Source organism: Candidatus Delongbacteria bacterium (genome assembly GCA_041675285.1).
Lineage (GTDB): Bacteria > CAIWAD01 > CAIWAD01 > CAIWAD01 > CAIWAD01 > CAIWAD01.
The window spans coordinates 99464-114118 of sequence record JBAYTZ010000008.1; the positions used below are offsets into that span (position 1 = coordinate 99464).

Annotated in this window: 11 protein-coding genes; all 11 read left to right on the top strand. The window is 72.0% G+C overall.

The genetic code is table 11. The annotated features are described in order from the left end of the window. Positions 1 to 36: 36 nt before the first annotated feature. The 11 genes from WC326_09815 (at position 37) to WC326_09865 (ending at position 14616) form a co-directional block, all read left to right on the top strand. A complete protein-coding gene (locus WC326_09815; GenBank protein MFA7331354.1) occupies positions 37 to 2733 on the top strand; it encodes a SpoIIE family protein phosphatase in 2697 nt (898 codons plus the stop codon). After that, positions 2730 to 3563: a biotin--[acetyl-CoA-carboxylase] ligase gene (locus WC326_09820; GenBank protein ID MFA7331355.1), complete on the top strand. Its 834-nt coding sequence runs from the start codon at positions 2730 to 2732 to the stop codon at positions 3561 to 3563. Before WC326_09815 ends, WC326_09820 begins: the two co-directional genes overlap by 4 nt. Continuing rightward, complete coding sequence (locus tag WC326_09825; GenBank protein ID MFA7331356.1) at positions 3545 to 4471, top strand: type III pantothenate kinase; 927 nt, start codon at positions 3545 to 3547, stop codon at positions 4469 to 4471. Before WC326_09820 ends, WC326_09825 begins: the two co-directional genes overlap by 19 nt. A gap of 62 nt (positions 4472 to 4533) precedes the next feature. Continuing rightward, positions 4534 to 6165 (top strand): N-acetylmuramoyl-L-alanine amidase, encoded by a 1632-nt coding sequence (locus WC326_09830; protein MFA7331357.1) that lies wholly within the window; start codon positions 4534 to 4536, stop codon positions 6163 to 6165. Positions 6166 to 6291: 126 nt separating this feature from the next. After that, the gene (locus WC326_09835; protein MFA7331358.1) at positions 6292 to 7302 is read left to right on the top strand and encodes a hypothetical protein; all 1011 of its coding nucleotides are present in this window, start codon (positions 6292 to 6294) and stop codon (positions 7300 to 7302) included. A 108-nt stretch (positions 7303 to 7410) separates the two neighbouring features. After that, a complete protein-coding gene (locus WC326_09840) occupies positions 7411 to 8463 on the top strand; it encodes a DHH family phosphoesterase (protein ID MFA7331359.1) in 1053 nt (350 codons plus the stop codon). Continuing rightward, positions 8460 to 9425, top strand: a complete 966-nt coding sequence (locus WC326_09845) for a hypothetical protein (GenBank protein MFA7331360.1) — start codon at positions 8460 to 8462, stop codon at positions 9423 to 9425. The genes WC326_09840 and WC326_09845 overlap by 4 nt, the downstream gene beginning before the upstream one ends. Before the next feature lie 392 nt (positions 9426 to 9817). After that, on the top strand, positions 9818 to 11362 hold the full coding sequence (locus WC326_09850; GenBank protein MFA7331361.1) for an acyl-CoA carboxylase subunit beta: 1545 nt from the start codon (positions 9818 to 9820) through the stop codon (positions 11360 to 11362). 62 nt (positions 11363 to 11424) lie between these two features. Then, positions 11425 to 12456: a potassium channel protein gene (locus WC326_09855; GenBank protein ID MFA7331362.1), complete on the top strand. Its 1032-nt coding sequence runs from the start codon at positions 11425 to 11427 to the stop codon at positions 12454 to 12456. Positions 12457 to 12655: 199 nt separating this feature from the next. Beyond that, positions 12656 to 14206 (top strand): YifB family Mg chelatase-like AAA ATPase, encoded by a 1551-nt coding sequence (locus tag WC326_09860; protein ID MFA7331363.1) that lies wholly within the window; start codon positions 12656 to 12658, stop codon positions 14204 to 14206. Beyond that, positions 14203 to 14616 (top strand): GxxExxY protein, encoded by a 414-nt coding sequence (locus tag WC326_09865; protein MFA7331364.1) that lies wholly within the window; start codon positions 14203 to 14205, stop codon positions 14614 to 14616. The genes WC326_09860 and WC326_09865 overlap by 4 nt, the downstream gene beginning before the upstream one ends. Positions 14617 to 14655 lie beyond the last annotated feature (39 nt).

The following is a 14655-nucleotide window of genomic DNA, read 5'->3' on the forward strand; positions in this document are numbered from 1 at the left end:
CGCGGCGCGGCCCACTCCGGATGGACGGGTGTCCTGATGTTCCTGCTGGAGCTGATCCGCCGGGTCTGGCGCCGGCTGGAGCGGGGCCTGGCCCTGCCCCTGCCCTGGCTGCTGGGCCTCTCCCTGGCCTGGCTGGTCGGCGCTCTGCTGCTCGGCCCGGGGCTGCCCAGCCCCGGACTGCAGAACCTGATCTTCCTGCCGGCCCAGCTGGGGCTGGGCATGGCGGCCTGGCGCCTGCTGCGCGGACCGGAGTTGGACACGGGACGCGGCGCCCTGCTGGCCCTGCCCCTCCTCTTGGCCCTGCGCGTGGGGCTGACCCTCAATCTGATGCGGCCCGCGCTGCTCTGGGAGGGGCTGGTGGCCCTGCTCAGTTTCGGGGTGGCGGGCCTGGCCCTGTCCCGGCTGGTGGAGGAGCTGTGGGAGCACCGCCCGTGGCAGCGCCACCGCCGCGAGCGGCTGGGCATGTACGCGGCGCTGCTGCTGGGACTGCTGGGCCTGCTGGCGGACGTGCCTCTGCTGGTGATGCCCCTGTTGTTCCGGCCCGTGCTGCGCTGGCTGCGCCGGGACAACCTGCGGCCCGCCCTGCGCTGGTACACGCTGGCCCTGCTGGTGCTGCTGCTCTGGGCCTGGAGCCAGCAGTTCGCGCACTTCCTCCAGCACCAGGACTCGGACGGCGTGAACATCCGGCTGGGCGGCGGCGCGCTGGGCAGCGGCCGCCTGCTGGACGCGCTGGGTCCCCTGCACACCCTCAGCCTGGCCTGGTTCTCGCTGCAGCTGCCCGCCTCCTTCATGGTGCTGGTGGGGCGTCTGATCCGCCAATCGCGCATCCGCACCAAGCTGGCCATGAACGCGCTGTTCTCCAGCGTGCTGCCGCTGGTGCTGCTCACCCTGCTCTTCGGCACCCTGGCCGTGGTGGTGATGGGCAGCTACCGGGCCCGGCTGGTGCGCGCCCAGTTCGACGAGCGGTTGGAGAGCGGGCGGTTGGTGACGGCCTGGTTCGCCCAGGCCTTCGAGGATCCGCTGGACCGCGAAGCCCAGCGCCGCTTCGAGCAGCAGCTGCGCAGCATGGGCGAGGAGTCGCACATCGGTCGCGGCTTCTTCTGCCTCTACTGGTCGATGGACACCCCGGGCGGGAGCATCATGCTCGGCGACAGCAGCAACACCGAGCACTGGCGCCGGCTGGTGGCCACCTGGCGCATGCCCAGCGACTTCCCGCTGGAGGACCTGCGCCTGCCGCCGGACTGGCGCACGGGCCGCACCACGGGCCTGATCCGGGCGGGCGACCACCTCTGGCAGGTGGCGCTGATCGAGCAGAACAACCTGCTCTCCGCCGGCTTCTTCCCGCTGGATCAGGAGACCCTGGAGCAGATTGGCCAGACCCTGGGCACGGGCCTGCGGCTGGTGTCCGTGCAGGGGGACGACAACCTGGTGCGCTTCGGCCTCAGCCAGATCGGACTGGGCTCCGGCGGCGCGGCCAGCGTGCTGGACCAGACCCCGGACTATCCCGGCGAGGACCACTCCTGGGCGGACCGGCTCTTCCAGGTCGGGATGGCCCGGCTCACCCACGCGGGCTTCCCGCTCAACACGCCGGACGAGGAACTGCTGGTGCTGGTGGAGTCCCTGCCCGGCCGCATCCTGCCCGCCGTGTTCAGCGACGACCGGACGGTGGTCTTCCCCTACCTGATCCTGCTGCTGCTGCAGTTCCTCACCCTGCTGCCCCTGCTCCTGACCGGCATCTGGATCGCCTGGATGCTCAACTGGCGGATCACGCGCTCCATCGGCGAACTCAAGGAGGGCACCGACGCCCTCTCCCGGGGCGACTTGGGCGTGCGGCTGCCCGAGCACACGGACGACGAGCTGGGCCGGCTGGCCACTTCGTTCAACGAGATGAGCCTGCGCATCCGCGAGAACATCCAGCACCTGGCGGCCAAAGAGCGCCTGGATCGCGAGCTGAGCATCGCGCGCACCATCCAGCAGGGCCTCTTGCCCAGCGCGCCGCCCAAGCACGCGCGGCTGGACATCGCCAGCACGTGCCGGATGGCCCAGGAAGTGGGCGGCGACTACTACGACTTCCGCCAGACCTGCCACGGCGAGCTGGCCCTGGCCCTGGGGGACGTCTCGGGCAAGGGCGTGGCCGCGGCCCTGGTAATGAGCAACCTGCAGGCCTCGTGGCGCAGCCTGCTGGACCAGGGACTGGAGCCCGGCGGCCTCAACGCCCGGCTCAACGAGCAGCTGGCCGAGAACACGGCGGACGACATGTACGTCACCTTCGTCCAGGGCCTGTTCCAGCCCGATCAGGACCGGCTGCGCTTTCGCTACTCCAACGCCGGGCACAACCCGCCGTTGCTGCTGCGCGGAGGCAAGATCCGGCACCTGGATTCCGGCGGCCTGGCCCTGGGCATGTTCAGCGGGGCCGACTACCAGACCGAGGATCTGGACTTGAAGCCCGGGGACTGGCTGGTCTTCTACACCGACGGACTGACCGAGGCCCTGAGCATCCACGAGGAGGAGTTCGGCCAGAGCCGCCTGGAGCAGACCCTGCTGGCCGGCCGCCACGGCTGCGCGCGCGAGACCCTCGAGCATCTGCTGGAGGAGGTGGGCCGCTTCGAGCACGGCGCGCCCCGGGCCGACGACCAGACTCTGCTGGTGCTGCGCGTGCGTCAGCCGGGCGAGGAGGATGCCCCGGCGCCCGACTCCGTCGACGGGTTCGGCCCGGCGGGGCCGACGGCATGAAGCTGGAGCTCGTGCGCGAACGGCTGGCCCTGGCCAGCGGACAGCCCGGCTGGAGTCTGGAGGGGCTTAAGGAGACGGATTCCACCAACCGGCGTCTGCTGGAGGCCCTGGGGGACGGCTCGGAGCGCGACCGGCCCTGGCGCGTGCTCTGCGCCGAGACCCAGACCGCGGGGCGCGGCCGCCAGGAGCGCGTCTGGCACTGCGCGCCGGGGGAAGGTCTGCTGGTCTCCCTGCGGCTGGACCTGGACCTGGCGCGGCACGCGCTGGGCCTGCTGGGCCACTGGGCGGCGGCGGCCCTCTGTCGCGTGCTGGACGAGCGGCTGGCGGAGGCCGGCCAGTCCGCCCGGGTGTTCTGGAAGTGGCCCAACGACCTGTGGCTGGAGGACGGGCAGGGCGCGGGCAAACTGGCGGGCCTGCTGTTGCAGTCGCGCATCCAGGCCGGCCGGGCCCAGGTGGTGCTGGGGATCGGGCTGAACACGGGGCAGCGGGACTTCCCCGCCGATCTGCGCCAACCCGCGCGCTCCCTTCTGCAGGCGGGACTGGCGACGACCCGCGAGGATCTGCTGGCGGACCTGCTGCTGGAGTTGGGACGGCGCGGCCTGCCAGGACTGACGGAGCGCCTGCCCGCCGAACTGTCGACCCACGATCTGTTCCAGTCCCGGCCCGTCTGGCTGCGGCTGGAGGACTCCGCGCGCCGCCTGCGCACCACGCCGCTGGTGGACGGCCGGCTGCTGCTGGAGTGGGAGGGCGGCCGCGAGCAGCTCGCCGGCGGCGGTCTCAACGTGGAACAGCTGACTCGGGAGGGCCTGTGGTGCCGGTTGGAAGCTTGAACGCGCCCGGCGTGCGCACTGCGCCCGGGACGCGCGCCACCTCGCACGGGGCGCGCCGCCTGCTGACCGTGGACATCGGCAACACGCACATCGTGCTGGGCGTCTTCCTGGACGGCCGGCTGAGTGCCCACTGGCGCCTGGCCTCGGCCCACGCCCGGACCATCGACGAGAGCTGGGTCATGCTCAGCATGCTCTTCCAGTCGGCGGGGCTGGAGGCGCGCGAGCTCGACGGCGTGGCCATCGCCAGCGTGGTGCCGGACCTGAACTTCGTCTGGATCAAGCTGGCCGAGTACCACCTGCAACTGGAGCCCTTCGTGATGCGGCCCGGCGCGCCGGGCACGCCGGAAGTTCGGCTGCCCGATCCCTCCACCGTTGGCGCCGACCGGCTCTGCAACGCGGCCGCCGTCTGGCACCTGGTGCGCCGGGCGGCCATCGTAGTGGACTTCGGCACGGCCACGACCTTCGACGTGATCCACAGCGACGGCGCTTTCCTGGGCGGGCTGATCCTGCCCGGACCCCAGACGGCCCTGCGCAACCTGCACCAAAGCGCGGCCCTGCTGCCCAAGGTGGCCCTGGCCTTTCCGCCCCGCGTCATCGGCGTGACCACGGAGCAGGCCATGCAGAGCGGCCTGCTGCACGGCGCCGTGGCCCAGGTGGAGGGACTGGTGGAGCGCATCCGGCACGAGCTGGCCGAGTCCGGCGTGCCGGGCCCCGTGTCCGTGTTCTCCACGGGCGGTTTCGGGCGGATCATGGCCCGTCACACACCCGTGATTGAGGAGCACCTGCCCTACCTCGTGCTCTGCGGCCTGGCCCTCTGCCACGCCCGCTCCACGGGCGGGCCGGAGCTGGAACCCCAGGAGATCCGCGCCAACCGGCTGCCCGCGCCGGAGGCCGGCGTGGAGGAGTGAGCGCCGCGTCCGCACCGGACTTGGCGCCCCACCTGCGCGTTATGCAAGCATTGGAACCAACGATGACCCTGCCTGCTGCCTCCGTCGCGCTTCGCCGCGGCACCGCGTTCCGGCTGACGTTCTGGTGGCGCCGCTGGCTGCTGGTCCTGGTGCTGGGGCTGGCCGCGGGCCGGCCGGCCACGACGGAAGCCGCGCCGCTGCCCCTGCCCGACGGCGGCCTGCTGACCCATCCGCGGCCCGAGGGCGACGCGCCCCTGCCCGTTCTGGCGGAGAGTCGTGACGTCTTCGTCAACGGCCACCTGGGCCGGGCCACGCGCATCCGCTGCCAGGGTCGCGAGCTGCGCATGACGGCCGACCGCCGCTTCGCCGACCGCGTGCCCTGGCCGGCCGGGCGCCGGCTGGAGTTCACGCTGGAGGGTCCGGGCGGCCCCTGGAACTGGAGTCTGGAGCTGGCCGCACCCGTCGCCGCGCCACCCCCGGCTGGCCCGCCGCCGCCGGCCGTGCCGGCCCGGGCGGATTCCCTCGCGCCAAAGGGCGAAACACCTGATTCCCCGGGCTGGCTGGCCCCCATCCGCGTGCGACTGGACGGCAGCCCGCTCTCCACGACGCCTGGCGGCAGCTACTGGATTTTTCCCCAGGCCGGCACGGAGTGGGTGGCCGACCGGCGCGAGGCCGGCTGGCTTCGGCTGCCCCTGCGCCCCAACCTGGCGGCCTGGGTGCCTGAGGAACGCGTCCGGCGGCTGGGTCTGGCGCCCGCGCAGCCCGAGCCGCGCCTGCTGGGTCCGGCCGTGACGGGCGGACGGCTGCCCGACGGCGACCTGGAACTGCGGCTGGCGCTCAGCGGGGGGGGTCCGCCCCTCTGGCGCGAAGAGAGCGGACCGGCGGGCGAGGACTGGCGCCTGATCCTCTCCGGCACCCGTGGCCGGCTGGACTGGGTGGAACTGGATCCGGCGGGCGCATTGCGCCAACTGGATTGGGAGGTGCTGCCCGGCGACGAGCTGCTGCTGCGGGCCAGCCTGGTCCCCGGCGCTTTCCAGGGCCACTCGCTCTTCTGGGAGCCGGGGGTCCTGCGGCTGGTTTTCCACCGTCGCACCGCCGGGTTGAAGGGCGCGCGTATCGTGCTGGACCCCGGCCACGGCGGCCGCGAGAGCGGCTGCATCGGGGCCAGCGGCACGCAGGAGAAGGACCTGACCCTGCTCCTGGCCCGGGAACTGCGGCGCGAGCTGGAAAAGGCCGGCGCCCACGTGGAGCTGACCCGCGACTCCGACAGCACGCTCAGCCTGGGGGCCCGCGTGGCCCGCACGCGCGAGCTGCGCGCCGACTTCCTGCTCTCGCTGCACTACAACAGCGTGGGGGAGGGCGAGAGTCCCTGGAAGGCCGACGGCTACATGGTCTTCTCCTGGAGTCCCTGGTCCGCCGACGCCGCCGCCCTGCTGCACGGGGAACTGCGCCGGCGTCTGCCGCTGCGCGACAAGGGCCTGCACTGGCGCAGCCTGGGCGTCTGTCGCCACCAGGGCTGTCCGGCCCTGCTGCTGGAAGTGGGCAGCCTGGCCCACCCCGACGAGGAGAGCCGCCTGCTGGACCCGGCCTTCCGCCACCGTCAGGTCAAGGCCATCCGCCGCGGCCTGGAGGCCTGGTTCCGGGCGGGGGGCACGCCGCCCGCGCCGCGCAGCGTCTGGTCGGGCGCTCGCTGACCGCAGATCAAGCGCCCGCTGACCACATTCCGACCGGCGCAGCGCCGGGCTGGCACGCTTCTTGTTGAGAGGGTGCCCAGAGCCGGCCCATCAAGCGGGCGGGCCCGCGAACTCACGAGGATTCGGATGACAGGCAAACGATTCCAATGGCTGCTGAGCGCGCTGAGCGCGGTCCTGCTGGGACTGGCTGGTTGTGCCCGGCAGCCCCTGCCGCTGGACCAGGACCCCGCCCTGGCCGGGCTGGATCCTTTCCTGGGGGCCGATCTGGTGGTGGCCGGGGAAGCGCTGACCGGCGAGCCCTTCGTGGACCGGGCGCGGCTGGAGCTGATCGAAGGCCGCGAGGGCGAACCGCTGCCCTGCGCCGGCGGCTGGCTGCTGCAGGTGCGGCGTACGGTGGACTGGACCCCCGCCCCCGGCCCGGAGAGCCAGGCCCTGCTGGTCTGGCTGGGCGCCGGCGCCCAGCGCGGCCGGTCCCGGCTGGTGGCCCGGGCGGATTCCCTGCGCCTGCTAGCCCAGCTGGGGGCTGCCGGTCCGCCGGAGGCGGCGCGCCTGCTGCTGCTGGAGCGCGGCCGGGCGGAGGCGCGACCCTGGCGCCAACTGGTCCGGCGCGACCTGCAGGGCGGCGGGCGCTGTCTGGCCCGCGCGGCCGCCGATCGCCTGGACTGGCGCGAGCAACCCGCCGCCCTGCGGCTAGCCGAGGAGCGCGAGGCCCGGCCCTTCCGCGAAGGCGTGGGCAGCTGGCATCTGGAAGTGGAGCGCCCCCTGCTCAGCGGGCCGGAGGACTGGGAGCTGGGCCCGGCGCGGCCCGTGGAGAGTCCTTACCGGGCCCTGGCCGAATTCCTGGACGCCGCGCGGCGCGGACGCTGGCGGCAGGCGGCCCGGCGCGTGGACCTGACCCGCCTGCTGGCGCTGCCCGACGGCAGCTGGAGCCCCGAACTCGAGGCGAGCCTGAAGGCCGGCCTGCCTGAGCTGCTGGCCCGGCGCGTGCAACTGAGCGCCCCGCGGCGCGCCTCGCTCACCCGCTTCGAGGATCTCTCCGGCCGGTTGGTCTGGCGCGTGGAACTGGAGCCGCGCGCCGGGGAGGGCGGCGAGTCGCGCTGGGTGCTGGTCCGGCTGGAGCGCGTACTGCGCAACTAAGATCGCCCCGGCCGCGGAGCTTTGCGGGAGCTTGCGGAGCCCGCCACCTGTGCTACTTTGGCCCCCGCTTCGTCGGAATCACCCCGTCCGGCCAGTTCCAGGAGGGACATGACCCCCGTCCGCGAGTGCTCCCGCAAATTGCAGGATCTCAAAGCCGCCCTCGGGTCCGCGCGTCGGGTGCTGATTCTCACCCACGACAATCCGGATCCCGACTGCGTGGCCAGTGCTATGGCCTTCAAGCTGATCTTCGAACACATGGACCGCGAGGCGGTGGTGGGTTCGGGAGGCGAGTTGGGGCGCAGCGAGAACCGCACGCTGCAGCAGATCCTCTCCCTGGGCATCCGGCCGCTGCACGAGCTGACCCTGGCCGAATTCGACTTCTTCCTGTTCGTGGACACCCAGCCGGGCAGCGGCAACAACTCGGCCCAGCTGCCCCTGAATGCGCGCTACGGCATCGTGGACCACCACATCCTGGGGGAGGCCTGGCCCCACGCGCCAGTCTTCCTGGACCTGCGCGAGAACTACGGCGCCACGGCCACCCTGGCCTACGAATACCTCCAGGCGCGCAACGTCAAGGTGGACGTGCCGCTGGCCACGGCCCTCTACTACGCCATCCGCACCGAGACCAGCGACATGGGGCGCGGGGCCAGCAAGGCCGACCGGGCCGCCTACCTCAAGCTGCACCCCAAGATCGACTGGGACCTGCTGCACCGGATCGTCAACAGCCGCCTGCCGCTGGACTACTTCATCATGATGAAGGAGGCCGTCGAGCGCGCCCAGCGCTTCGGCCACGCCGTTGTGGTGGACCTGGGTCCCACCCGCCACCCGGATTTCGTGGCCGAGCTGGCGGACAGTTTCCGCCGGCTGGAGGAAATCCATTGGGTGCTGGTTTGGGGCTGGCGCGCGGACCGGGTGGTCTTTTCCATCCGCAACAACCTGCACGAACCCCACGTGGGCCGGCTGGCCCGGGAACTGGTCAAGGACTGTGGCAGCGCCGGCGGACACCGGCACATGGCGGGCGGACAGGTGCCCGCCGCAGCAGGAGGACTGGATCAAGCCCGATTGCTCTTCCGCCGGGCCATCGTGCCCGCCTTTTTGCGTGCCGTGGGCGAATCCGCCCAGGACGGCATTTTCCTGACTCAGGAAGCGGAGGGACGATGAAGACCCACATGGCGGCCCTGCTTGTGGCAGGTCTGCTGCTCTGTGCCGGCGCCCAGGCCGGCGAGCGTCACGGCGGCGACTTTCTGCGGGTGGAACTGGGCGCGGCGCCCGTGGCCCGCGGGTTGACCGGCCTGCTCCTGGCGGATCCGGGCACCCGGGCCTGGTGGAACCCGGCCCAGCTGGAGGACGAGCCCGGCCAACTGCTGTCCTTTCAGCATCAGGAAGCCTTCGGCGGCGATCTGGAACTTGACTTTCTCTCGTGGACGGGCCACCTGGGCGGACCCGCGGGCCTGCCTCTCTCGGCCTTCGTCCTGCGCCAGGCCGTGCCGGACATCCCCATCAGCACGCTGCTGGAAGGGGGCGGCAGTTTCGAGGAGGGCGGCCGGCCGCTGGTCTCCAGCCGCGCGGACGCGGCGGACTGGGTGCTGGGGCTGGCCACGGCCCGCGAGCTGCGCCCCGGCCTGACGGGCGGTCTGACCGTGAAGGTGCTGCACCGCAATCTGGTGGAGCGCACAGGCTCCGGGGTGGGCCTGGACGCCGGCCTGCGCTGGCAGGTGCGCGAGCCGCTCAGCCTGGGGCTGGCCCTGCGCGACGCCACGGGCAGCCTGGTGTTCTGGGACGACGGCCAACAGGACTGGATCGCGCCGGAGTGGGCCCTGGGAGCCGCCTGGGAGCAGGCGCTGCCCCGGCTGCGCAGCCGCCTGGCCGCCGAGCTGGACCTGCGCGGCGAGTTGGAGGGCGCGGTGCCCGACCGCGACGGCGCCTGGCGCCGGGCCTGGCTGCACGGCGGGCTGGAGTGGGTGCTGCTGGAGCGTCTGGCCCTGCGCGGCGGCGTGGCCGAGGGTGATCCCGCCGCCGGCGCGGGCCTGTTCGTGGGCCGTTGGGCGCTGGACTACGCCTGGCGCCCGCATCCCGAGCTGGGGGCCTCGCACCTGGTGACCCTGAGTGTCCGCCTGCCCTGAGCGGCCTCGAAGAAGAAAGCTCGACACGAAGCACAAGCTCGACACGAAGAGCACGAAGAGCAGAGAAGAACACGAAGCGTTGCTTGGTTTGAGTCCAAGCAAGGCTTCCCGTGACCTCCTTCAACCGGGATTCGTCTTCGTGTCCTTCGATCGACTTCGTGCCCTTCGTGTCCAGCAGTGATATCCGAGTTCCGCTTCGACACGAGGAACAGCTCGACACGAAGAACACGAAGGGCGGAGTAGAGCACGAAGCGTAGATTGGATGGAGTCCAAGCGTTACGTCCCGTGACCTCCTTCAACCAAAGATTGTCTTCGTGCCCTTCGATCGCCTTCGTGATCTTCGTGTCCAGTGTGGTGGAAAAAGAGCCCCCCAAACCAGCGGAGGATGACGCATGGCCGACCGGCGCGAGGAACTGCTCAAGCTGCAGGACCAGGCCCAGGAGCTGGGCGGCGCGGCCCGTGTGGCGCGCCAGCACGAGGCGGGCAAACTGACGGCCCGCGAACGGCTGGACCTGCTGCTGGATCCGGGCTCCTTCGACGAGACGGACATGCTGGTCCGCCACCAGTCCACGGCCTTCGGCCTGGACCAGAACCGGCCGCTGGGCGACGGCGTGGTCACCGGTTTCGGCCGCATCCTGGGGCGGCCCGTGGCCGTGTTCAGCCAGGACTTCACCACCCACGGCGGCAGCCTGTCCCAGGCCCACGGCGCCAAGATCTGCAAGATCATGGACCAGGCCCTCAAGGCGGGCATCCCCATCGTCGGGCTCAACGACTCGGGCGGCGCGCGCGTCCAGGAAGGCGTGGCCAGTCTGGGCGCCTACGCGGACATCTTCCTGCGCAACACCCTGGCCTCGGGCGTGGTGCCGCAGATCAGCGCCATCCTCGGCCCCTGCGCCGGCGGGGCCGTCTACAGCCCGGCGATCACCGACTTCACCATCATGGTCGAGAAGTCCAGCTACATGTTCGTCACCGGGCCCAAGGTGGTGAAGACCGTGACCCACGAGGAGGTCAGCAGCGAGGACCTGGGCGGCGCGCGCACCCACTCCGGGCGCAGCGGCGTGGCGCACTTCGCCGAGGCCAACGAGGGCCGGGCCCTGCAGCGGATCCGCGACCTGCTCTCCTATCTGCCGCAGAACCAGCTGGACTCGCCGCGCGACCTGCCGGTCCAGGATCCCGTCGAGCGCGCCGATGACAGCCTGCGGACGGTGGTTCCCACCGATCCCAGCAAACCCTACGACATCCGCGAGGTGATCCTGCCGGTGGTGGACGCGGGCTCCTTCCTGGAGATCCACGCCGACTTTGCGCCCAACATCGTGGTGGGCCTGGCCCGGGTGGGCGGGCGCGCGCTGGGCGTGGTGGCCAACCAGCCGGCCGTGCTGGCGGGCGTGCTGGACATCGACGCCAGCCGCAAGGCCGCGCGCTTCGTGCGCTTCTGCGACGCCTTCAACCTGCCGCTGCTGACCTTCGTGGATGTGCCGGGCTTCCTGCCGGGGACTGACCAGGAGTGGCACGGGATCATCACCCACGGGGCCAAGCTGCTCTACGCCTACTGCGAGGCCACGGTGCCCAAGATCACGGTGATCACGCGCAAGGCCTACGGCGGCGCCTACGACGTGATGAGTTCCAAGCATATCCGCGGCGACGCCAATTTCGCCTGGCCCTCGGCGGAGATCGCCGTGATGGGCGCCAAGGGGGCCGTGGAAATCATCTTCAACCGCGAGATCCAGGCGGCAACCGACGCGGCGGCCACCCAGGAGCGGCTCAGCCAGGATTACCAGGAGCGCTTCGCCAGCCCCTGGATCGCCGCCGAGCACGGCTACGTGGACGCCGTGATCCTGCCCGAGCAGACCCGGCTCCGGGTCCACCGGGCGCTGGAGCTGCTGCGCAACAAGGCCGACCGCAACCCGCCGCGCAAGCACGGCAACATCCCGCTTTGAGCGAGAGCCCGCCCCGTCCGTCGGCGGAACCGCTGCATCATCTGACCCGCCCGGGCCGGCCCGTGGCACCGCACCGCTTGGACTGGTGGACCCGGCTGCTGGAGCGCAGCGCGGGCCTGCGTCCGGCCTTGGCCGTGTTCGCCTTCACGCTGTTGGGCGGCACGCTGGGCTACCACTTCCTGGAAGGCTGGCCCCTCCTGGAATGCTTCTACATGACGGCCATCACCATCACCACGGTGGGCTTCGGCGAGGTGCGGCCCCTGGATGGACTGGGGCGCCTGTTCACCTTATTGCTGATCCTGGTGGGCACCGTGTCCATCGGCTACGTGGTCTCCAGCGTGACGGCCACGCTGGTGTCCGGGGAAGTCCGCCGCATCCTGAGGGGGCAGCGCATGGAGCGCCGATTGAACCGGATGAAGGGGCACGTGATCCTCTGCGGCTGGGGCAAGATCGGGCGCGAAATCGCCCGGGAGTGCACACGGGCCGGGTTGGAATTGTGCGTGCTGGAGCAGGACGAGCGGCTGGTGGAACAAGCGCTGGAGGAGGGGCTGGTGGCCCTCTGCGGCGATGCCACCGACGGCCAGGTGCTGGAGCGCGTGGGCATCCGCCAGGCCCACGGCCTGCTGACGGCCCTGCCCAAGGACAGCGACAACTTGTTCGTCGTGCTCACCGCCCGGGAACTCAACCCCACCGTGCGCATCGTGGCTCGGGGTCTGGAACCCTCCTCCGAGGCGCGCCTGAAGCGGGCCGGCGCCGACCACGTGGTCAGCCCCTACGTGATCGGGGGGCGGCGGATGGCCGCCGTGCTGGTGCAGCCGGAGATCGTGGACTTCCTCGACATCTTCATGAGCCAGGACGAATTGGGCTTCAGCCTGAGCCGGCTGCTGATCAAGCCCGGTTCCCTGCTGGAAGGGCGCACCCTGCTGGAGGCCCGGCTGCGCGAAGTGAGCGGCGGGGCGCTGGTGCTGGGGCTGTCCCGGGAGGGGGGCCTGCTGCCGCTGCCGACGGTGGAGCAGCGTTTCCAGGCGGGCGAAACGCTGATCCTGCTGGGCAGCCGCGCGATGCTGGAGCGCCTGCAAGCCGCGGGATTCTAGCCGGCAGGACAGCGCAGCGGCGAGCGCCGCTCCAGCGATCCTGTCCAATTGCCAACCTGTTCCCGCCATTCCACGTCGGCCGCGGGCGCCCGGACCCTGCAACTGGACGTCCCGCGCCGTCCCCTGCTGTTCCCGTCCCGCCGCCGGAACGTCGGTCCGCCCGTCGGGGTTGACCCGGCCTTCATAAGGCGGGGGCGGCATGTACACCCAGATCTGGACCGCGGCGTTGTCGGGCGTGGAGGCGCAGAGCGTGCGCGTGGAGTGCCACGCGGCGCCCGGCCTGCCCAAGGTGGTCCTCACCGGTCTGCCCGACAAGGCGATCCAGGAGGCCGTGCCGCGCATCTTCAGCGCCGCGCGGCTCTCGGGCCTGCCCATCTCCCTTTCCCAGCGCATCGTGATCAACCTGGTGCCCGGCGACCTGCGCAAAAGCGGCTCGGCCTTCGATCTGCCCATCGCGCTGGGCCTCCTGGCCGCCCTGGGCCTGCGTCCCGCCGAGAGCCTGGGGCGCACCCTGGTGCTGGGCGAACTGGCCCTGGACGGGCGGATCGAACCCGTGCGCGGCGTGCTCTCGCTGGTCTGCGCCCGGGAGGAGCAGGTGGAGCGCGTGCTGGTGCCGGCGGACAACCTGGCCGAGGCGCGGGCGGGCTGCAGCCTGCCCTTGGCGGCGGCCTCCACGTTGCGCGAAGCCCTGACCTGGCTGGTGCGCGACACGGCGGAGTGGGGACAGGGCCAGCACGCGGAGCTGGACGCGGAGGCGGGACCGCCCGGGCCGGATCTGGCGCACGTGCGCGGCCAGCAGCAGGCGCGCCGGGCGCTGGAGATCGCCGCCGCGGGCGGGCACAACTTGCTCCTGGTGGGCTCGCCGGGCTCGGGCAAGACCCTGCTGGCCCGCTGCCTGCCCGGGATCCTGCCGCCGCTCTCGCCCGCCGAGCGCCTGGAGGCCAGCCGCATCCACTCCGTGGCCGGCCTGCTGCCGCCGCGCCAGGGCCTGCTCCGCCAGCGGCCCTTCCGCGCGCCCCACGCCACCATCTCCGACGCCGGGCTGGTGGGCTCCGGCCGGGCGCCCCACGTGGGCGAGGTCAGCCTGGCGCACCGCGGCGTGCTCTTCCTGGACGAACTGCCCCAGTTCCGCCGCCAGACGCTGGAGCAGCTGCGGCAGCCCCTGGAAGACGGGCGCGTGCTGATCTCCCGGGCCGCGCTGCGGCTGGAACTGCCGGCGCGCTTCACGCTGGTGGCCGCCATGAATCCCTGCCCCTGCGGCATGCTGGGGGATCCGCGCCGGCGTTGTCGCTGCCCGGAGATCGAACGCCTGCGCTACGCCTCGCGCATCTCGGGGCCGGTCCTGGACCGCATCGACCTGCAGGTGGCGGTGCCCGCGCTGCCGCCGGAGGACCTGCTGCGCAGCGCGCCGGCCGAGGACAGCGCCCACGTGGCCGCCCGGGTGGCCGAGGCGCGGGCGCGCCAGCAGCGGCGCTACGCGGGCCGGCACCCGGGCAGCTCCAACTCGGAGCTGGAGGGGGCGGAGATCCGGGCCTGGTGCCCGCTGGGGGAGGCCGAGGCGCGCCTGCTGGGGCTGGCCATCCAGCGGGAATCCTTGAGCGGGCGCAGCGTGGACCGGCTGCTCAAGGTGGCGCGTACCATCGCGGACCTGTCGGGCCAGGGGGGCATCGGCACGGGGGAGCTGGCCGAGGCTCTGCTGCTGCGCACGGGTCGCGACTGGAGCCGCGCCGCGGCGGGGGCCGAGGCGTGAACCGGCCCGGGCCGGCGACGGGCCGGCGCGAGAACCAGGTGGGCGGCGAGGTGCTGGGCGCCGCGTTGGCCGTCCATCGCACGCTGGGTCCCGGACTGCTGGAGCAGGTCTACAACCGGGCCCTGGCCGTCGAACTGGAGTGGCGCGGGCTGCGCGTGCTGCGCGAGCAGCCCATGCCCGTGCGCTACCGGGGCATCGAATTGGAGCCGGGTTACTTCGCCGATCTGCTGGTGGAGGACTGCGTGCTGGTGGAGTTGAAGAGCGTGGAAATCTTGCAGAAAGTGCATTTCAAGCAACTGCTCACATATCTGCGGCTGTCGGGGCTGCGGCTGGGCTATCTGATCAATTTCAACGCGCCGCAGCTGATGGACGGCCTGGTGCGGATGGTGAACGGCCTGCCTGAGAGTTGAAGCTCACGCAGCGGACGCGGAGACCCTCTGCGCTCTCCG